This is a genomic window from Klebsiella sp. G-Nf4 (genome assembly GCF_002810615.1).
GTDB classification, from domain to species: Bacteria; Pseudomonadota; Gammaproteobacteria; order Enterobacterales; family Enterobacteriaceae; genus Klebsiella; species Klebsiella variicola.
On sequence record NZ_PION01000016.1, the window covers coordinates 17051 to 35399 of the forward strand.

Consider the following 18349-nt stretch of genomic DNA (forward strand, 5'->3'; position numbering starts at 1 on the left):
TAATCACTTGCTAAGACCGGATATAACAGAGACTCAGTGCATCATCTGAAATACCGTATCCACTCTGGCCATAAAGCCCTGTGCATCCGTGGCGCCCTGCAGGATCGGGTACGCTGCCAGGGTGTTCACGTTGACCAGAAACGTGGTCGGGGTGGCCACCGGGATATTGGGGAAAAAGGTCTGCATCACGTCAGGAGGCGCCGGCAGCGCCTCCGGAAACGCGTCATCACCCTGTCCGTCAATGGTGTAAGAGAACACGGAGAAGCCATACTGTCCGGCCAGCTGCTTCAGCACTGGGTCAAATTTATGACAGTAGGGACAGTGTCCCTGCATGAACAGCACCACCTTCCAGTCGCGCAGGTCCACCTGCTTTCCGTTGCTGAGCCGTAACCAGCGTGGCTGAGATGCCCCGCTCACCGCCTGGGGAGTGTCGCTCTGCGGGGAAGCCGTTTCACTACCGGAGATTCCCCGCGGATCCCAGAGCGACTTCACCTCATCGAGCGTGCCCGCCTGTGCCATCCCGGCCAGAGCAAGGGAAAGAGCCAGTGCCGCCAGCGGCGTCTTAGCGATGTTCTTCAGGCTGCTTTTCACAGGCTTTCTCCTCTTTTTCGGCTTCAGCAATGAGGGCGTTAAGAATGCGGTATCCCCCGAACACCACCATTCCTAATCCCAGAATTTCAGCGGCCTGCACGGCCATTTCAGGCTGTTTTCTGACAAGCCGGGCTATCAGGTGGAAAAACACGCCCACGGCCAGCACCCACATCCCGGTGATATCTAAATCCGGAAAACGAATATTTCGCATGACACACTCCTTAGAAATTCGGTTTAAAGTCACTGGAGACATAGAGGAACTGTTTCGCCAGGTCGTCCTGACTGATAAAGCCGTAACTGAGAGGCTTCACCTGGCCACTTTTCGGGTTAACCAGCATCATCGCGGGGAAGAACTTCACGCCAAGCTGCTCTGCCTGGCCCTGGTCCGTCCGGCTGTCGGGCAGCATGGGGTTAATCACTCCGTCAACCGACACCGGTATCACGCTCAGGCCATAGGTTTCGCGAAAATTTTTAATCACCTGGACCAGCTGGCCATCGATCGCTTCCCGGCCCCGGTAGAAGAACATCACGCCGTAGTGCTGTGCGAGGGTGGAGATAGCCTGTCGCTGTTCGGCATAGTCGGCAGCGAGCTGGTTTTTTACCGTGCCGTTGTAGTGGCTGTACTGCAGGTTGTAATCGAGTTCGGGGTTTTCCAGCATCGCTTTCTTCGCACTCATCGAGAACAAACCTGCCTGCTGCGTCCAGTAGTTCTGCAGCCGGAAATACTTCACGAAGTTTTCAGACGATGGATACAGAATGGCTTCGTACAACGACCGTTTGGTGGCCGCCTGGAGTGTGGCGAGTTTCTCCAGAATATCCATTTGCGGCGGTGGTGCCGCTGGTACGGCTTTCCTGTCCTCATCACGGGGCTTCAGTTTCTCGTTGTACCACTGCCAGCCCGCGTCTTTGGCGAAAGCCGGCATCAGGGCGCAGCAAAGGCACCCCGCCAGCATGGCGGCATGTATTGTTCGCATGGCTAATACCCTTTTATGAATTATTGCGACTGGCGTGACAGATGCTGATAGACACTGTATTTATCGAGCTGGCGCTGTATCTTTCCTGCATCATCACGGGCTTCAAAGCGGTAACCGCTGCAGTACAGAGGCAGATGATTTATCTGAAGGTCCACCCGCTCCCCGTCCCTGATCACCCACGCGGCCTGAGAAACAGTGTCGCACTGGATCCCCCAGGCCCGGTTGGTGGTCATAAATGCGTTAACCTGTCTGTCCCGCCACAGGCTGTACGACATAATGCTCACCAGAAAAACAACAAACACGCTGACAAACAGCACCACCATTCCATACGATTTTCTCTCTTCCATCCCTGCTCCTTTATTTTCCCTTCTGTAAAAGTCTGGTCAGCGCCGAAAAAAACAGATAATTCATAAGCCCGACACCGCCCATGCAGAGAATAAAGACCACACTCTCAACATAATCACTCCCCGATGTCCCTTTGACAGCATCCCAGGAGAAATAAATCACCGGAGATATGATAATTACCGTCAGCGTCAGTCTCAGAGAAAAATCGACGGCAGGATGTTTGTGAAAATTAACTTTCATTCTTTTCTCTCCCGTTATGAGTATTCTGTTTTACACCGTCAGCCTTGTGCAGCCCGATAACGTAGAAAATGAGTGATGCCGCCCCCATCCCCATCGACTCAGACCAGCCCCGGGCAGACAGTCCTGCAAACGCAACGGCAACAGCCGCCTGGCACGCCACGGCACCCAGGAATATCAGGAGCAGACTGCGGCCTGACATGAACAGGGCGATACAGGCCGGAATGAAAAGAAAGAGCACAAGCAAAACAACGACCATCAAGGACGCAGCCATTTAGTCACCTTTGATATGTTATTAATGGAGAGTTACTTTGCTGAAGACTGCGTGAGAAGTTCTTTAATACGCGCTTTTGTTTTTTCGGTCAGTTCGCTGTTATCCGGGATTTTCTGGTTATTGATTAAATCCTCCATGAAGTTTGTGAAATCCAGCTCGTTAAAATCAATCCCCTGGAGTTCCGCGACGGTAATGCCCCGACAGTCAGGACTGCTGGCGCCGCCAAAACCGATATGCAGCTGGCCGTTTCTGCCCTGCTGCTGAACGATCTGCGCCAGTTTTGAGTCGAACTGGCAATAGCTCCTTTTTTTCTCCAGGCAAATACCCAGAACCTTTTTAGAGCAGAACTCCCCGATACTGACCGTCAGCTTGTCTTTTTTCGCTTTGGCCAGCGCCTTTTCCTCGCTGCTGCAGCGTGCCAGCCCCACATCCTGGCCCCAGCCGCCGTCTTTGCAGCAGTTACTGAAGCCAGCCGCGAATTTTTTGCAGTATTTCGCTTTTCCGGTGAAGGCCCTGACATCCACCCCGTTCAGTGCCGCGACATCCTTCCCTGCAGCCGCCAGCGCTGCCAGCTCAGACACGGCCTGGCCAAAGTCGTTGCTCTTCCCGGACGTGGCTTTGTCACACTCCCCATCGAGGCAGAACACATCCCCGCCACAAACCATCTGTTTCCCGCTCGTCCTGGTTTCACAGGAATATGTCGCATACTCATGCAGGCACGTGCCTTCCTCGCTGGAGAAGGCGCACTGGCGGGATGACAGGGTACAAGCCGTATTTTTCATCAGGCTTTCACAGGACCCGTTGTCCGCCGGCTGCGTGAGCCAGGTATCCTTATATTTCCAGCAGGCTTCCGTGAACGAGTAATCCCTGCCTCCGAGGGTGATGGTTCGCGTTCCTCCCGGACTGATACATTCCTCGCCCGTTTTTGTCCCTTCATCCTTACTGAACGGACAGCTTTCCACCCAGACGACTTCAGGTGCGTAGACGGTTTCGGTTTCCTCCATCACCAGGGTGACCGTGACCTGTACGGGTTTCTGGCTGGCCGATGATACGGTTCGTGATATTTTGCTTACAGCAAAGTTCTGCCCTGCAGTGACCACTTTGTCCACACCAAACGACTGATGAATCTTCGCCTTCCCGTCATAGGTATATTTCGTACAATGCGTGTTCTGGCCGCCTGAACATATCGATTCTGAACGTGGCCAGCTGATCACATCAATGGGGAACGTTCGTTCAAAGAGGGTCAGGCTTTCACTCACTGCACTCTTGCAGCTATCCCGCACCTTCCCTTCGGCGTCGCATTCTTCAATCCAGGGGATCACCAGAGGCTCACCATCCACCGAGACATTCAGCAGACGCCCATCGGTCGGGATCGTCAGGTTGCCACTCCATTGCCGGGTACTCCGGGTATAATTCAGCGTCACCACCTGCTGATAGGTTCGGTTAACTTTCTGCGTGGTGGCGTTATCCTTCAGGGTCGCTTCCCGTGTGCAAAAATTTTCCACCTGCAGGTCGCGCTCGCAGGTATGGTTTGTGAACTCGCTGCGGTTCACAACCTGGGCGGTACAGGACTGTCCGGTATCGCCGACAATGCTGTCGGCACGGGATTCGGTATCCTTTGCGGCCTGAATAAACGGCGCATCCTGAGATATCTGATCCGGTGGCCGGTTCGTGAACGACTCCGTAATCGTTTTGCCGGTATCCCCCTGGCTGAACTCCAGGGCAGAATCGCTTTTCAGGGAGCTGTCTCCGCTGGCAGTGACGCCGCCGTAGTATTTTGTCTGATCCGGGTTGGCGGTATACCCCGGCAGGTTTTGCTCACCACTGAAATTTTTCAGTGAGTTCAGACCATTGCCCTGCACCTGTTTCGCAAAATCCGAGCCGGCTTTATAGTCGCCTCCACTGTCAGCGCAGGCGGGGGATGCCAGCCAGATGAAGGTACCCAGGACAAAAAAATGCGCGGTCAGCACGGAAATAACCGTCTTCATTTCCACCCTCCCGCATCCCTCACCATTTCCGGTAACGCCATGAAGTACGGTTTATCTTTCATGGCTGGCTCCCGGCGGCATTTGAGGGCGCATCAAGCATCTGCCGGGCCACCTGTGCGCAGTCACCGGTTTGTGCGACTTTCTCCAGCGCCTGTTTGACGTGAATGTTACCGCGTACCACGTCATACCCGGCCTGACACCGTACCACCAGAGACGGCACACTCCGGATGCCGTACTGCGTGTACAGTGTCGGGTCGATCTGCACCCCGTCGGTCACGCCATCCTTCACCAGCTGCAGCACCGCGTCAGTGGTGGTCCTCATGTCGTTATTGATGAGCCCACGCAGTGTCGCCGGAATGCCGTACTGCCGGGTTTCGTGCAGCATCCGCTTCAGCCCCTCTTCAGGTATCGAGAAGGAGACAAAGTACAGCGCCCCTTCTGCCGGCTTTTCCTGATTCGCCGCTTTCTGCTGACTGGCCAGATTATCGATAAACTGGCGGTCAGATTTGGGCAGAGGATTGCGACTGATTTGCGCCTCAAGTTCCTGCTGCAGCTGTTTATCCGGATGCTGGCGCAGCTGTTCGCTGAGGTTCTCCTGCTGCTTCAGCCACTGCTGGTCCCCGGGAGTATTAATATTGTCAGCGGCTGACGCCGTCGTGCAAAGCAGACTCAGCCCCCAGGCCAGCCCCCTAATTCTTTTATTCATATTATTCTCTTCTGTCGACAGTTATGTGGAAAATGATGCGTCAGGACAATCTATAATTGCCAAAAACGCCAGACCGACGTCTGTAAATAGAAAAAGAGTAAGTTATTTTACAAAGCATACTTTCATGACAACGCCAAAAACCAGTTATTGAGGCGGTAAGTATTCGCAAAGAGCAGCAACAGTAAAAATGGTCACCCCCGAGAGAGAAAACACCACACCACCAACCCCAGACTCTTCTAATGCATATATTGAAATAGAAAATAAAATTATCGCAATACAATAAACACCATGCACAGCACCATTATTACCTGAGGCGAGATAAAGGACAGAACAAAAAGACAGTACTACACTGAGGAAGAGCACGGACAGCGTTTTAATATCCCGCCATCTCCACAGTAACCGGGGTGGTTCTTGTACTCTCTCAGGATATCCTGTTAACACAACAAGAAAGTATCTGACATCCCTGAGTCTGGCCATTTGCCTGTCCACCTCAGTGGTGTAGACAATGCTTTGCCGTTGCTGCCTGACACTTCGGAGGAACAAAAGAAGGCTTTCCTCAAAACAGTCGACTTCCAGGGCACATGGCAGACGTCCTTTAATCAGAGACGCCTGAATGTCAGAAAGCAACCCTTTGATATCGACGGGCAGAACAACCTGTCCATATGCCATCTGCGTTAACGCTTCACTGAGGTCATTAAAAACGGCCTTTATGTATTCAATATCCTTTTTTGTACTGATACCAGTCATGTAGACTCTCCGTTTGGGTGTATTTTACATTAAGGGATTCGTCCAGGAGGACAAAGATGCTTTATACCGTAGCGATCGTACTGTTTGGTTTCGCGTTCACTGCCAGGCTCAGGTTCAGATACCATCATTCTTTATTTCTGTTTCTTCAGCACACCCGCAACACTCAGGTTATTTTCGTCCTGCTTTTCAGTATTTATTTCATTTCTTTATTTTGCCACTTTTCTCCACAAAACTATTTTAATACCCCGTTATTCATTATTCTCTCAATTATATTTCCTTGCGTAGTGTTTTATATGACCTTTGCGAACCTGAGGTGCAAAGAGTCAGGGTTGCTACTAACCGCATTCAGGAACCTGAGGATAGATATTCAGCCAAAATATTTACCTGACGAAACCTCAAAGAAGGAATATGTCAGCGCACTGGTAAGACTGGTTGACAACATCGTTGTTCTTCAGGCATTACCTTTCCAGAAAATTTATTTTTCATCTCACCTGATAAGAGTGCAAGGTAAAAACTTTCTGAAGAAAGAATTCAGGAAGCGGAAAATACCCTGTTACTGCAAAGCTTACAAACTATGCTGGAGTGAAGTAGCAGTGCTGAACTTTCGCTATGGCGGTCGGACCCGCTTTTGTCTTTTCTCACACAAACTTCACGCTAACGGGGTTAAAATCGGGCGCACGGGGCACGCATTTGCTATCAAAAAAAGGAGCATCAAAAATATCAATTCAGCATCACCAGAGGAATGAAACTGTACAACGACCAGTAAATGGCTACGCAGTCTTTGGCCCGGACAGCCACGCCAGTTAAACAGACAAGATATCCCCCCAGGATGACCGAGCTTATCCGTAAGTCGCAACCGACACCTACTGCAAGGGAGAAAATAAGGTACGCTGGCAGAATAAATAATCCGGCCAGCGAATATGCAGCACGGCTTGCTTCCCACTGGCGGTACCGCCAGGTTTCCTCTGTTTTCTCCAGTCTCCGTCTGAAGGCTTTCAGTCCTGTAATCCACAGGCTGAGATCCCTGACTTCTCTTAACGATTTACCGTAAATCCGCACCTGTCGATATCGTTCTGCCCGCAGGAGACAGACCGCATACTCAGCCAGTCGCGAAGAGGGGCATTTTCTGTTTAATAGTGTCATTCGCATGGTATCGAGCACTTCCTGTACCTCCCTGGCAGCCTCCGATCGTTGCAGGATATCATCGGCAATCATCTGACTGATATTGTGTAAGTCCTGCATCAAACAATCCAGATGCTTATGCTTCATGTTCTGCCTCCGGGTTACAAAAATACGCAGTTACGTTTACGCCACATCAGGTAGCCATAGTTCTTGCGGGAGTTGGGTGGATTTTTGCCGGCCTCCCAGCGCATCACGCTGCGTCCAAGCGGATGGCACTGACCACTGTCCGGATACATGTTCACCATCTGATAGCGCCAGCGTTCTTTCGGGATGATCGGGGAGGGATATTCGTAACAGACCGCCTTGTCCTTCCCGATACTCTCCATAATTTGTCCCTGCCGGTGAAGCTTGAAGGCCATACGTTCACTGACCAGTACCGATGACTGCAGCGGGCTGGATTCATTACTGACCTGGCCGTTAAACGGGTAAAGTGAGCCGTGGCTTCCACCACACCAGAAGAGCACATCCAGCGGCATATGGAATGCACTGGCCAGCGCATCCGCAGCACAGGCGCCCTGCGCGATGGGGTTGGCAAACAGGATCGCTTCCGGATTCAGGATGGTGGTGAGGCTGCTGTCCACCCAGGTCGGGTCAATCTCGGACAGATAGGCAATATCCATGTCTCCGCCTTCCAGACAGCCTGCAGAAGTGATGATGTTCAGCCAGTACGTCAGCGGGTACTTGTACCAGTGAACGTGATAGAAGGCACCGTTCACCTGCTTATCGTCCTTTCTCGCGGTTCCCATGCCAGTCTTGCCGAGATTGATACTGAAGCCCCCCAGATTGACCATGCAACCTGGCGAACGGCTGACGTCCGTCATGGCCATCGGCTCCCAGTACCCGATGGCCAGACCGGGGCGAACAAAAAGCGGTGGCGGCGCCGGACACAGCTGCAGGGGATTACCGGGATTGCTGGTATCAGGCAGGTCGCCTTTACCAACCTGCACGCTGCCGAGCGACAGAGGGAAGATGCAGCGCCAGCACACATCGGTGATCGGGTTAACAAACCGGCCCTCACATGAGGGGTCAGCAGCCGCACTGAGGCTGTACCCCCACAACATCAGGGCACTCAGGAAAAGCGTCAGGGTTTTCACAGAAACATCCTTATTTTACAGGGAAGGTCTCAATATTCAGCCGTTCACCGGAGGGCGCCGGCGTGATCCGCGCCGGGACCGCCGTCAGGCCAAATCGCTTGCTCAGTACGCCGTTCTGGTCGAAATAGATCCGGCTGTCCAGCGCTGCGGAGGTGTCAGGGATACTGCCGCGCACCAGGATAATTTTGCTCATCAGGGTTTCCGGCACCTGACGCTTCATCCAGGCCAGCTGGTCGGCATCGTCACCATTGATGAAGTACAGGGTCTGGACAAACGGTACGGTTTTAAGCGGGTTCACCACATCGCCCTTGCGGGCAAACACCCGCCCCTCATTGTCCTTCAGGTCTTCGGTCAGGCGGATGCTGGGATCAAACCAGCGCTGCTCGTATTTCTCCGCACGCTTAATGCCTTCCACCGGCGCCGGACGCTGACTGTTCTCGATAACCCGCTGCTTAAACGCGTCCATCGTCTGGTCCCACTGGCCAGAGGATTGCAGCGACTGCAGACGCTGCGTGATGAGCTGCAGCATGTCCTGCTCCCGGACGGGCCATAAATCCCCCCAGGTACCGAGATCAGCCGCCTGAGTCAGCGGCGATAACAGACAGGCGGCGAGCAGACAGCCTTTCAGTCGTATCATTACTGTTCTCCTTTCATCCGGCGGGCAATGTCGTGCTGGATGTTGCGGGTCACATCGGGTGCGCCCTGAACCACGGCAGGTGAAACCAGAATGACCACATGATGCTGCTGCTGATACTCCGCCAGACTCTTCTCCAGCGCGTCGTTAAACCGTTCAGAGAGCGCTTTTGACTGCGCCTCTGTCAGCTGCTTCTGGCTGACACTGTCCATAAAACTGTCGAGCGTTTTCTTCATATCAAAAGCCACCACCCGCGGCGTGGAGTACTCCAGAACCACGCGCGAGAGAAACGCGCTGGTTGCCAGGGCGAAAAGCACGAGAGCGACGATGACGGGTATCCGGCGAAAGGTATGAGAGGTCGTACTGACCGGTTGTTCGGTGTTGTTTTTCATCACTGTTTATCCTCCATGTCATTCACCGGTATTCGGGATTCAAGCTCAGCCATTTCTTCTTTAAAGTTGCGACACGCGAGGCCATACACCGCATCGTGGATATCAACCCCCTCTTCCCGGCGCGCTTTCATGTACTCAAAATCCGGGCCTTTTGAGGAGTACATCGCACGGCTGAGCGGGTCGACGAACAGGCGGTGCCAGGAGCAGTTCGCTTCCACCTGCAGCATAAAGGAGGAGAACCACTGCTCTTTTGCCGAACCGAAGCCGTTAATCATGTCTTTCTCCAGCTTGCTGAACTGATCCGGGTACAGCTGGTTATACTTGGCAAATTCCTTCGCTGACTGTTTCAGAATGGCCTTGTACGAGGAGTTCCCCCAGGCAGCGCGTGCAGCGCTCGATGCGGTCGGGGAGTCGAAATCCACGATATTCTGGGTGATGGTGATATAGGCCCCGGTGTGCCGGCGCGCCGTCCGGTAGCCCTTCTCGATAAAGGTCCCCACCTTTTCGTTTTTGAAGTCCAGCAGTCGCCAGCCTTCATCGATAACGTTGAGTTTTTTCAGGCTGCGCGGGGACTGGTACATCCGGTTTTCGATATAGATGATGAGCGAGAACATCACCGCGACCAGCAGGGACTGGCGCGACTCCAGCCCGCCCAGCTCAAGGACCACCATCCGGGCATCGTCGTGCAGGGACGGCTCATCAGAGTTGAAGTACTCCCCGTACAGCCCGTTCACCGTGTACTGGTCGAGCAGGATAATCATGTCATCAAGACGGCTGCGCACCCCCGGTGAGTCGGCGTATTCCTCACTGTCTTTCTCGCTCCGGAGAAAGGCCACCACATCATCGATACGCGCCTTGTTGCGCTTACTCAGCCAGGCCGCCCGGACCGCCTGCAGGAGAAGACCTTCGTGCACTTCATCCAGGTTGCCGTTGGGACTGGCCATCACCGACATCTGGTCGCGGATACGCTCGGCGGACAGGTCAAAGTTAGCGTCGTCGAGAATATTGGCGAACGGATTAAACTTCAGCGAGTCGCCGTCGAGATACACGCCGCCCATGTTTTCACACAGGGACTTGTAGCCGTCGCCCATGTCGAACACCCAGGCAAACCCGCCGGAGTCGAGCACGCTGCGAATGAGGGGCTGAATCAGACCGGTTTTGCCCGCCCCGGAGGTGCCGCAGACCGCCATGTTGAAATTGGTATTGTTCATTCCCTCGTAGAACAGGTCGATGAACGCCAGCTGGTTACGGTAGGTGGGCGCCAGGAGTCCTGCCGGCGCCAGCGGACTGTCAGCGACAATCGGCAGAAGGTTGGCCACCTGGAACGTCTCCGCCCGCTTCACCACACCTGCCGCCTGCAGCTCTTTGAACAGGCCTTCGCCGCATTTGAACGGCATCATGGCCAGAAAATTACGCAGGTGATGATAGCGGGCCGGGATAAGCTGGAAGCCACCCTTACGGTAACTGTTGAGCACCTGCTGCTCGGTAGCGAGAGAGGCCTCTGCGTTATCGGCGGTATACGTGGTGATGTTAAAGAAGTAGGACACCAGAGAGGTCTGGTTGGTCGCCAGTCTCTGGCGGATATCGCCCCACTCCTGCATTTCCTTTATCACGTTCGGAAAGTACTTCGCGTAGGAGGTTTTGCTTTTCTTCTCCACGTCCATGAATTTCAGGTTGGCTTCGTTCTGGGTCTTCACCTGGTCCTCCACCATCAGCGTCAGTGTGATGACAAAGGGGCAGGAGATGGAGAGCTCCGGGTTCAGCAGGTTGGCGTAGTTGTCTGCAGCGGTCCAGAGAAAGGCGATTTCCGGATCACACTCCAGGTGGTAGTTCGTCACCCGGGTCACGCACTCTTTCCCGTCACGCCCCAGGCGGCCAATTTTCAGATGACCGGCGGTGACCTGCATATCAAAGCTGTCATCCACGCACTGATAGTTCAGGTCCTGATACGGGTCCAGCTTGTACGGCACCCGGTACATCTCATGCGGATCCGGGTTAATCAGCTCCCGCATCAGTTCGACCATCCCGGCCGCATCGAGGATACGCGTCGGGATGTAAGCCCCGCCGAGCGATGCCCGTAACACTTTAATCTGATTCTCCAGCTCCACGATTTGCGTGGTGGAGTTCTTCTTCCGGGGCACGCAGCAGGAGATGTACACGCGGTAGTTTCGCAGCGTCAGGGGCAAATCCAGATTGTCCGGCAGGGGAAATTGTGTTTCCGCCGCCCGGAGATAGTAGGCGCGGGTGATGGCATTAAACTTTTTAGCCTGTTTACCGCTCCAGCGGAATTCACGCAGACCATAGTCGATGTCATTGCCGACCAGTTTGCTGGAGACCAGATGAAAACTGACCGGGACGCCCCGGGGAAGTTTGCTGCGCAGTAAATGCTCCAGTGTGGCGACGATACTTTTATCCGCACCGGGTAAAGGACGCGCCTCAAACATAAAACCGACGGTTTTGTTATTAATAAACAGACCGGTCGCGGAATCATAATCCTTATAGGGCAGAATACGGCTGAACTGGGGGAAATTCATGCTGCCCAGCGTGTCATTGGCTTTCGCGGATTCGTCGGGCAGCTTCAGTGCTGACACCAGTGAATTCACAGCCTGGGTGACGGCATCGATAATGTTATTACTCATGCGGGCGTTCCTTTAAGAGCATTTCAAAATAACAAGGGTAATAAATGGCAAGAAGAATATTCACAGCCGCACTAGAAACTCCTTCTTATAATGGAAAACACAGGAATGAAAAACAATAAACACATGGAAGCAATAATCTGACCCGTAAAGATCGCATCCAACAACATCGCCCCTTTCCACAAACAAATAAGCAGAGTGATAAATAATAAAACCACATGAAAGAAAACAATCAGGAACAGAATGTTCGCTGAGAACTCCACATCACTCCCCCCCACCTCTAAGCAAAAAAAATAAAAAACGCACAAACTACAGATGATAAAGACACCATCATGTCGAATACTCTGAAAGAAATCAGGAGAAAACTCTCCGACCAGTCCATTGTAAGTCAGCCTGGCGCCCAGATAGATGAGCCAGTAGACTGGAGGGATAAACAAAAATCCATACTTTCTAAAAAACAGCATCATATCCATCCCCTGATTATTTGCTCATAGCGTTCAGTGCGTTAAGTTGTTTATATTTCTCGGTACATTTAGCGGCAATTGTCTTCGCATCGCGAAGGGTTAATGGTCCCGGGCTATTACGGAGTGCCGTTCGAAAACCCTCACCGGCACAGGGTATTTCATGAGAAATCATTAATAACTGTTCTTCAGTCGCTGTACCGTTATCTCTGTAATCATCGTAAACAAGATACAGCAGGCCACCCAGCAAAAAGAGTGGAAAGGCTAGGATAACAATGTTTTTAACCATGCTCACGACGTTTATTTTCATTTTTTATTCGCCTGGTATAATTCCCACTGACGGATATATACATCATACTGTCCCCGAGGCACATTAATGGTGACACCAGAACAGTCCAGTTTATTAACAGGGCTGGTAAAAGCGCCTGTCGGTATGTTTACCTCAAGTGTCCTGCAGTCGTCTTTCCAGTGTCTACCTGCTTCAAGTTCATCCATCGAAAATGAGTGAATGGAGATAACGAACATCCCGCAAAACCCAACCACCGCTATAAGCGCGCAGTATATGAATGTATCGCCTCTGTTAACTCGAAGATTGAGTTTTTCAGGGATGGCAACCATTGCCAGCGCACCGACCACACCAATAACAAAAAGAATCAGGCATATACCGTTAAGCCATGCAACGTTATGTCCAAGTATATAGTACGCTTTCACTTTCTTATTCCTTATGCTGCATACTTTCAAATAACGTGAGATTGTTAATACTGACCATCGGTCTTACTATTCACCTGCCCCCATCCGATCAAAGGAATAAATCAAGACATAAAACATATAAAAGATCACTGTGGCTGTAAAAAATCCCGTTATTACTGACAGCGTCAAATCAGGAGAACCGGCCCACATGTTTTTATCCATGAACACCATGAAAGAAAATAAAGCACTGAGACCTGTAAGCCCAAACAACATTAAAATACAGGCAAGCGTATCTCTTACAAAAACACCAATAATTACATAGCCGTAACCACAGATAATGATTGCCATTGCAAAAAACAGTCGTACAAAACCATCAAAACTTAACTGGTATTCAGCCATTTACCCACCCTCACTCAATGTTTCCATCACGCTGTTCAAAGGCTCGCGTGTTTTAATTTCAATGCACTCTCCTGTATTACTTCCGTAACCTCTGCCTCCACGTGCTTCGAGTACCCGTAGCATTTTTATGCAGACATCTGTATTAGGCATGGGAGTAATATCCCAAATTCCACCACCACTACTCGGCGTCATCAGCACCAGAAAAATAAAGGCATGCATACTTTATTTCCCCTGTTTATATATTAACGACTGAACATCCCTTCGATTAACTCCTGTAAGGTGACCGGCTTTTTCCCGCTTATCGCCTGTTCATACTCATCTGTACTGACATTTTCAATGACATCACCACACTGAAGCCGGTTTTGCGTGGGAGAGAATAAACCTTTATCAATATTCCTCTCCAGCAAGTGGCAGTCATGAGTCCAGTGGTGTGCTAGCGCTTCTGGTACAGGGTCATTACTGAAAGCAAACAGCAATAGATATACTGAAAAAGCAAGAGCAAGCAGCCATTTGAATAATTCATCCATCACGTTACTTACCCTCCGTGCTAAGTTTATTAACCTCTGCCTTATCCCTGTATCTCACATCCATATACCGTGTTACGCCATCCGGACAAGACCAGCCATCTTTCGCTTTAGCCAGAAACCCTGCCTGCTGCGCTTCAAATGCGGAGATTCTGCAGTTTTTCAGCGTATAGATGACATCCTGTTTTCTGGTTTGAATCTGTTTATATGTTGACTCAGGCTCAAGAAAGCCAAAAACTTCTGTAATCGCGACGACAATACACATTATCAGAATGATTGACTTACCCCACCATGACACAAACAACCTCTGCAAAAAGAAAGACATTACTACGGCAGTGCCAACAATCAACATCAACATAAAAATATATGACGAATCTTCGCGCAAAAGCAGCCATAGATATTTTATTGAGTCAGTCATTTTTCAAATCCTTTCATTTTTCGTTATCGACGTTCATTTCACACGCTACCGCCCATCCCTTTCAACGCAGAGGGCACTCGTTATAATTCAGAAATGAAAACTTACTGCAGCGCCAGTAATGGCGCTGTGAATCAATTAAGGCGAGGTTGTCCCCACGCCGATGGTGTCACGACAAAAAGAACCGTTGCTGGCTGGTGATATACATCATCTGCATCCACATACGGCGCTATCCACAATGACGTTGTCTCCTCCCCTTTTCTTAATGGCCGGGGATAATTACCTGGCAGCGTTGATGGCGACGTAAACGTTGACGCCACAACTGGTAAAGACATTTTCACTACCGGCAAAGACTGGCTCCTTTTCTCGGTTTCGAAATATGCTGCCTCATTCTTTGCCGTTGGATTATTTAGGTACACTGCCCGTGCTCGATCTTTCTCCGCTGCCACTCTGGCCCGGTTCAGGTTAGGTTGAGGCGGCAACGGGTACGAATTAACTGACGTTGTTCTGAAATTACCCTCAGCCAGTTGTGGCAACCCGGCCGCAGCCGGCTTTGCGTCACTGCGTTCCTCTTTCAGCTTCGCTTTTTCATTTGCCTGTTCCATCGTCATACAGGTATCCGACGTCGTGGCATTACATTGAAATTCGGTCTCTGTGCCCGCACACCCGGTTAAGAGCAAAGCGCTGCCCAGAGGAATTAACAGCATTAATTCCTTCATATATTCACCCGTAATCTGTTTATTTTTTAAAAATCGATTTCCAGTCAGTCTTCCTGAATACTGCTTCTGCAAGATTATTAGCAGCCCTTACAAGCTCCTCATAAAGTTTGGGGTCTAAATAATTTGCAGATTGAGGTACAGGCTTAGGCTCCTTTTTCTCCTGCATCCTCTTCATTACGCAGGTACCCCCCCTGACATCCTTCACCCGAGAAATCCCCTGCGGACAGGAGTCCTACGGAAAACCACAGCCATCCCGGTAAACACCACAGACATAAGCAGCCAGAGCCAGAGAATATTATGCGTATAGCTCTGGTCGATATATGCTGCATACCCTGCCGCATCCGTACTGACGGTGGTGCAGTCTTCCTGTAAAACCGGAGGCAGTGGTGCGTTCACCGCATCACCATAGAGTTCTTTCGGCCCGGTGCAGTCCTGAATGACATATCCCTCCTGCTGCACAGACTCTACGGTTTTCACCAGCGTCTGGCCGAACGTGTACGGTCCCGTCCGGAACACCAGAACAACCAGTAACATCATCATGGCCAGCGGATAGACCACCGCACACTTAACCAGCCAGTGAGCCCAGCGCAGTGCTGACAGAACAGCAGTAATGAGAGACTTAGCCATTATTTTCCCCCTGCGGCGCTGCGCCCGGAGAGAACTCCCGCGGATCAAGTTTGCCCAGCTTCTTCAGCATCTCGTCAGTATTGAATCCGTTCATACCGCCGCCTGACTGATGATGTGCATCAGCCTGCGGTGCCGGCTCCGCCTCCTGATTCTGAGCCTGCTGTTGCCCGTTCTTTTCCGCTTCCAGCTCTTCAATGGTTTTCAGCTGAAAACCATCCTGAAAGACCACGGTTACTTCATTGCCGGCACCAATCGGAATGACCGGGTGATACTGCTCGGCCCTTTTGATGTAGTACTCGCTCAGCGTCTGCGCAGCTTTAGATGCACCACCGCCGACGCCCATTTTCAGAACATCACCGGCGCCAACAGATGCGGTTGCCCCCAGGCCAACTGCCGGCTGTGAAGCCCGTTCCATGCCCTGACCAATCCCGTCAACAAAACCGGCCCCCCATGCCCAGCCGAGGATTTTTCCGTTACGCATCACCACCTCTCCCTTAACCCCGTTTTTCCCCATAAATGACACGTGGCCGTTAATGGGCTGATCGATGGTTTTATCACCTTTGATACAGCTGATATTGCGGGTCCGGACAATGGCGCGCTCACTCGATACGTCGCCCCAGGCTTCAAGCCCCACAAAACACCCTGTCAGGTCGTAGGTTTTGCTGTTTGGCATTTCCACGCGACCGGTGATACGCAGCTGCATCGGTACAGTGGATTCATTCCCCGTAACAGACGCGTTGGCATCTGCCCCCTCGATAAGCATGCTTTTTGCAAAGCTCCCCGACGGAATGTACGGCAATGACTTCGCGTTCTTTCCTTTGTCGTAACTGAACGTTTTACGCTGTATCTGGTTTGGTACCGGCACAGACTGGTAGCTGACCTGCGGCGGCGGTGTCATACCATTCCCCGGATAGAATGCCGTCGGAGGCGGTACCGCGGCGCCGGTCTGCGGCGGATAACTGGCTGGTTGCGGCTCCCCTTCCGGACCGGGTGGCGGTGACGGAGGAGTAGGCGCGGGCTCGCCACCAGAGACAGCCGGTTTCACGCCCAGCGCCTTCAGCTGATTCTGCATGGCTTCATTGTCACTGCTGAGCTTGTCGATACGTATCTGGTCAGCGGTTCGCGCCTTACTCAGTAGTTCCACTTCCCCCTGCAGGGAGTCAAAACGCTTGTTGAGATCTGCGGCAGTCGCCTGCATTTCGGTGGTCGCGTGCTGCTCCACCTTACTGTTGAAGCTGCTGTCGACCACCCCGGTCATATCCGGCGCGGGTTCGCCCTGAGCCGGAGCTTCCTCATCAGAGCTCATGTTCAGATCTGACAGATACAGCCCGCCTCCGACTGCTGCTGCGCCGCCCGCCAGAATGAGTCCCAGCCAGATATATTGCTTACGTTTGATCAGCGTGTTGAAGTTGGCCATCAGCGCTTCACTCCTTCATCTGACGTCGTGACCCAGATCTGCATGCGACCACCGGCAGTCAGCAGGCCCGCCGGGGTACTGAACATGACGGCACGTGTTCCGGGCTGCCAGAAATCGCTTTCACGCACCATACGGGGCGACAGGGAGACGTTATCCAGACTGAAACGGACCACTTTCAGGTGGTGCCCGACCCAGACCCGGTCGGCAGTGGCGCGCAGACCAGCCGGCACCTGCAGCACTTCAGAGGTGACGGGGACAGACTGATACTCATCGGGTACGCTGCCCTGGCGCACGGCGCGATTCAGCGAAACCAGTAACGATTCATAGGGGTTCGACTCTTCCCAGGCTTTTGCCGGACCGGGTGTCCCCGCCAGCTCGCTGACCAGCTGAATTGTCCGGCCTGAGCCCGCACGGGGCACGGCACGAATGGAGAAGTTCAGCCCGCGTTCGGTTTCCACAATGAAGGTGAATGGTTTTTTACTGACGGTCGCCAGAATGGCGCCGCCGCTGTCGGTCTGCTCCTGGTTTGTCAGGCCACCGTCCAGGCTGTTTATCGCCGTGATGCGATCGCCTGGTACAGTGAACAGATTCGGGTCGGTGTTACTCACGGCAATATTTGCCTGACCGCCATTGGTCAGGGGGACCACTGTCGGCGCCAGCGTACCGCTGAGGGTCGCTGACATCGCGGGGGCGACCAACAGCAGACAGCCTGAAATAAATAACGGGTTAATTTTTTTCATTATTTATTTCTCCAAAACGCGCCAGCCAGCTGACACCATCGACACGACTGAACTGAATGACATAGCTTTTAATTTCACTGTAGGGTTTGGAATCCCCAATCCACGTTTTCAGCTCACCCCGGATATCCACGCGGTTCTCTGCCGGCCAGGCACGGATCGACGTCATATAAAAGGTGGCATTAACGTTATTGTCTTTAATGCGTTTCGCATCTTCAGCCAGCTGGACCTTGAGGCTGTTCTGCGAGGCGGGTAATACATACCGGAGTAGCTGCTGATGCTGGGCATCAACCGTTTCCGGCGTGACATTCAGACGCAGGGCAATAAAGGACAGGCCCAGCTGCTCAATATAAGAGGCGTCAGCCTGGTTCTGAGACACCGCAAAGGGAGCACTGAATAACATCGGTGTCACAGCGACTTTCTGTTCTGTCTGAAGACGGTAATTATTTATGCCCTGGATAATATTGGTCGCAAGACTGAGGGTCAGGAGTGTCCCCAGACTGATAAATCCCACAGCGATAACGCGGGTGGTATTTTGTCTGGCACCATGTTCCATATGT

General features: G+C 52.2%; 25 protein-coding genes and 1 pseudogene. All 26 read right to left on the bottom strand.

Annotated elements, in window-relative coordinates:
• Positions 1–33 precede the first annotated feature (33 nt).
• Positions 34–591 (bottom strand): type-F conjugative transfer system pilin assembly thiol-disulfide isomerase TrbB, encoded by a 558-nt coding sequence (trbB, locus tag CWM57_RS24600; RefSeq protein ID WP_032433944.1) that lies wholly within the window; start codon positions 589–591, stop codon positions 34–36.
• Entirely contained in the window at positions 563–802 is a 240-nt protein-coding gene (gene traQ, locus CWM57_RS24605) for a type-F conjugative transfer system pilin chaperone TraQ (protein WP_023340931.1), read from the bottom strand. Before traQ ends, trbB begins: the two co-directional genes overlap by 29 nt.
• Positions 803–812: 10 nt before the next feature.
• Entirely contained in the window at positions 813–1565 is a 753-nt protein-coding gene (traF, locus tag CWM57_RS24610; RefSeq protein ID WP_004152677.1) for a type-F conjugative transfer system pilin assembly protein TraF, read from the bottom strand.
• 20 nt (positions 1566–1585) lie between these two features.
• Positions 1586–1912, bottom strand: coding sequence for a hypothetical protein (locus CWM57_RS24615; protein ID WP_012539967.1), 327 nt, complete (start codon positions 1910–1912; stop codon positions 1586–1588).
• A gap of 10 nt (positions 1913–1922) precedes the next feature.
• A complete protein-coding gene (locus CWM57_RS24620) occupies positions 1923–2150 on the bottom strand; it encodes a conjugal transfer protein TrbE (RefSeq protein ID WP_012540032.1) in 228 nt (75 codons plus the stop codon).
• Positions 2140–2421 (bottom strand): hypothetical protein, encoded by a 282-nt coding sequence (locus tag CWM57_RS24625; RefSeq protein ID WP_022644736.1) that lies wholly within the window; start codon positions 2419–2421, stop codon positions 2140–2142. Before CWM57_RS24625 ends, CWM57_RS24620 begins: the two co-directional genes overlap by 11 nt.
• Positions 2422–2453: 32 nt before the next feature.
• On the bottom strand, positions 2454–4409 hold the full coding sequence (gene traN / locus CWM57_RS24630; protein WP_060598862.1) for a type-F conjugative transfer system mating-pair stabilization protein TraN: 1956 nt from the start codon (positions 4407–4409) through the stop codon (positions 2454–2456).
• A 58-nt stretch (positions 4410–4467) separates the two neighbouring features.
• Entirely contained in the window at positions 4468–5115 is a 648-nt protein-coding gene (gene trbC, locus CWM57_RS24635; RefSeq protein ID WP_039698503.1) for a type-F conjugative transfer system pilin assembly protein TrbC, read from the bottom strand.
• Positions 5116–5259: 144 nt separating this feature from the next.
• On the bottom strand, positions 5260–5862 hold the full coding sequence (locus tag CWM57_RS24640) for a hypothetical protein (RefSeq protein WP_022631520.1): 603 nt from the start codon (positions 5860–5862) through the stop codon (positions 5260–5262).
• A gap of 720 nt (positions 5863–6582) precedes the next feature.
• Positions 6583–7131, bottom strand: coding sequence for a hypothetical protein (locus CWM57_RS24650; protein ID WP_022631518.1), 549 nt, complete (start codon positions 7129–7131; stop codon positions 6583–6585).
• Positions 7132–7145: 14 nt separating this feature from the next.
• A complete protein-coding gene (gene traU / locus CWM57_RS24655; protein ID WP_223176982.1) occupies positions 7146–8129 on the bottom strand; it encodes a conjugal transfer pilus assembly protein TraU in 984 nt (327 codons plus the stop codon).
• Between the two features lie 19 nt (positions 8130–8148).
• On the bottom strand, positions 8149–8775 hold the full coding sequence (traW, locus tag CWM57_RS24660; protein ID WP_020314628.1) for a type-F conjugative transfer system protein TraW: 627 nt from the start codon (positions 8773–8775) through the stop codon (positions 8149–8151).
• A complete protein-coding gene (trbI, locus tag CWM57_RS24665) occupies positions 8775–9164 on the bottom strand; it encodes a type-F conjugative transfer system protein TrbI (RefSeq protein WP_100676555.1) in 390 nt (129 codons plus the stop codon). The genes traW and trbI overlap by 1 nt, the downstream gene beginning before the upstream one ends.
• The gene (gene traC, locus CWM57_RS24670) at positions 9164–11803 is read right to left on the bottom strand and encodes a type IV secretion system protein TraC (RefSeq protein ID WP_020323518.1); all 2640 of its coding nucleotides are present in this window, start codon (positions 11801–11803) and stop codon (positions 9164–9166) included. The genes trbI and traC overlap by 1 nt, the downstream gene beginning before the upstream one ends.
• 71 nt (positions 11804–11874) lie before the next feature.
• Complete coding sequence (locus CWM57_RS24675; RefSeq protein WP_165784257.1) at positions 11875–12273, bottom strand: hypothetical protein; 399 nt, start codon at positions 12271–12273, stop codon at positions 11875–11877.
• A 7-nt stretch (positions 12274–12280) separates the two neighbouring features.
• Entirely contained in the window at positions 12281–12571 is a 291-nt protein-coding gene (locus CWM57_RS24680; RefSeq protein WP_100676553.1) for a hypothetical protein, read from the bottom strand.
• On the bottom strand, positions 12568–12972 hold the full coding sequence (locus tag CWM57_RS24685) for a hypothetical protein (RefSeq protein ID WP_100676552.1): 405 nt from the start codon (positions 12970–12972) through the stop codon (positions 12568–12570). The genes CWM57_RS24680 and CWM57_RS24685 overlap by 4 nt, the downstream gene beginning before the upstream one ends.
• 66 nt (positions 12973–13038) lie before the next feature.
• Positions 13039–13350: a hypothetical protein gene (locus CWM57_RS24690; RefSeq protein ID WP_100676551.1), complete on the bottom strand. Its 312-nt coding sequence runs from the start codon at positions 13348–13350 to the stop codon at positions 13039–13041.
• Entirely contained in the window at positions 13351–13569 is a 219-nt protein-coding gene (locus CWM57_RS24695; protein ID WP_004171484.1) for a hypothetical protein, read from the bottom strand. It abuts the gene before it with no gap.
• A 23-nt stretch (positions 13570–13592) separates the two neighbouring features.
• Positions 13593–13877 carry a hypothetical protein gene (locus CWM57_RS24700; protein ID WP_086075698.1) on the bottom strand — a complete coding sequence of 95 codons (285 nt, stop codon included), beginning with the start codon at positions 13875–13877 and terminating at the stop codon, positions 13593–13595.
• Positions 13878–13881: 4 nt separating this feature from the next.
• A complete protein-coding gene (locus tag CWM57_RS24705; protein ID WP_048263635.1) occupies positions 13882–14292 on the bottom strand; it encodes a hypothetical protein in 411 nt (136 codons plus the stop codon).
• 131 nt (positions 14293–14423) lie between these two features.
• Positions 14424–15008 carry a type IV conjugative transfer system lipoprotein TraV gene (gene traV, locus CWM57_RS24710; protein WP_015632500.1) on the bottom strand — a complete coding sequence of 195 codons (585 nt, stop codon included), beginning with the start codon at positions 15006–15008 and terminating at the stop codon, positions 14424–14426.
• Between the two features lie 207 nt (positions 15009–15215).
• Positions 15216–15635: pseudogene (traP, locus tag CWM57_RS24720) on the bottom strand (conjugal transfer pilus-stabilizing protein TraP); the annotation flags it as partial.
• Complete coding sequence (gene traB / locus CWM57_RS24725) at positions 15628–17052, bottom strand: F-type conjugal transfer pilus assembly protein TraB (protein WP_100676549.1); 1425 nt, start codon at positions 17050–17052, stop codon at positions 15628–15630. The pseudogene traP and the gene traB, both read right to left, overlap by 8 nt.
• On the bottom strand, positions 17052–17792 hold the full coding sequence (gene traK, locus CWM57_RS24730; protein WP_064182676.1) for a type-F conjugative transfer system secretin TraK: 741 nt from the start codon (positions 17790–17792) through the stop codon (positions 17052–17054). Before traK ends, traB begins: the two co-directional genes overlap by 1 nt.
• Positions 17779–18345: a type IV conjugative transfer system protein TraE gene (traE, locus tag CWM57_RS24735; RefSeq protein WP_020316627.1), complete on the bottom strand. Its 567-nt coding sequence runs from the start codon at positions 18343–18345 to the stop codon at positions 17779–17781. The genes traK and traE overlap by 14 nt, the downstream gene beginning before the upstream one ends.
• Positions 18346–18349 lie beyond the last annotated feature (4 nt).

Bases quoted from the DNA above. Each gene is read 5' to 3' on its own strand.
- traQ (WP_023340931.1), bottom strand. From the start codon at position 802: ATGCGAAATATTCGTTTTCCGGATTTAGATATCACCGGGATGTGGGTG.
- traF (WP_004152677.1), bottom strand. From the start codon at position 1,565: ATGCGAACAATACATGCCGCCATGCTGGCGGGGTGCCTTTGCTGCGCC.
- CWM57_RS24615 (WP_012539967.1), bottom strand. From the start codon at position 1,912: ATGGAAGAGAGAAAATCGTATGGAATGGTGGTGCTGTTTGTCAGCGTG.
- CWM57_RS24620 (WP_012540032.1), bottom strand. From the start codon at position 2,150: ATGAAAGTTAATTTTCACAAACATCCTGCCGTCGATTTTTCTCTGAGA.
- CWM57_RS24625 (WP_022644736.1), bottom strand. From the start codon at position 2,421: ATGGCTGCGTCCTTGATGGTCGTTGTTTTGCTTGTGCTCTTTCTTTTC.
- traN (WP_060598862.1), bottom strand. From the start codon at position 4,409: ATGAAGACGGTTATTTCCGTGCTGACCGCGCATTTTTTTGTCCTGGGT.
- trbC (WP_039698503.1), bottom strand. From the start codon at position 5,115: ATGAATAAAAGAATTAGGGGGCTGGCCTGGGGGCTGAGTCTGCTTTGC.
- CWM57_RS24640 (WP_022631520.1), bottom strand. From the start codon at position 5,862: ATGACTGGTATCAGTACAAAAAAGGATATTGAATACATAAAGGCCGTT.
- CWM57_RS24650 (WP_022631518.1), bottom strand. From the start codon at position 7,131: ATGAAGCATAAGCATCTGGATTGTTTGATGCAGGACTTACACAATATC.
- traW (WP_020314628.1), bottom strand. From the start codon at position 8,775: ATGATACGACTGAAAGGCTGTCTGCTCGCCGCCTGTCTGTTATCGCCG.
- trbI (WP_100676555.1), bottom strand. From the start codon at position 9,164: ATGAAAAACAACACCGAACAACCGGTCAGTACGACCTCTCATACCTTT.
- traC (WP_020323518.1), bottom strand. From the start codon at position 11,803: ATGAGTAATAACATTATCGATGCCGTCACCCAGGCTGTGAATTCACTG.
- CWM57_RS24675 (WP_165784257.1), bottom strand. From the start codon at position 12,273: ATGGATATGATGCTGTTTTTTAGAAAGTATGGATTTTTGTTTATCCCT.
- CWM57_RS24680 (WP_100676553.1), bottom strand. From the start codon at position 12,571: ATGAAAATAAACGTCGTGAGCATGGTTAAAAACATTGTTATCCTAGCC.
- CWM57_RS24690 (WP_100676551.1), bottom strand. From the start codon at position 13,350: ATGGCTGAATACCAGTTAAGTTTTGATGGTTTTGTACGACTGTTTTTT.
- CWM57_RS24695 (WP_004171484.1), bottom strand. From the start codon at position 13,569: ATGCATGCCTTTATTTTTCTGGTGCTGATGACGCCGAGTAGTGGTGGT.
- CWM57_RS24700 (WP_086075698.1), bottom strand. From the start codon at position 13,877: ATGGATGAATTATTCAAATGGCTGCTTGCTCTTGCTTTTTCAGTATAT.
- CWM57_RS24705 (WP_048263635.1), bottom strand. From the start codon at position 14,292: ATGACTGACTCAATAAAATATCTATGGCTGCTTTTGCGCGAAGATTCG.
- traV (WP_015632500.1), bottom strand. From the start codon at position 15,008: ATGAAGGAATTAATGCTGTTAATTCCTCTGGGCAGCGCTTTGCTCTTA.
- traB (WP_100676549.1), bottom strand. From the start codon at position 17,052: ATGGCCAACTTCAACACGCTGATCAAACGTAAGCAATATATCTGGCTG.
- traK (WP_064182676.1), bottom strand. From the start codon at position 17,792: ATGAAAAAAATTAACCCGTTATTTATTTCAGGCTGTCTGCTGTTGGTC.
- traE (WP_020316627.1), bottom strand. From the start codon at position 18,345: ATGGAACATGGTGCCAGACAAAATACCACCCGCGTTATCGCTGTGGGA.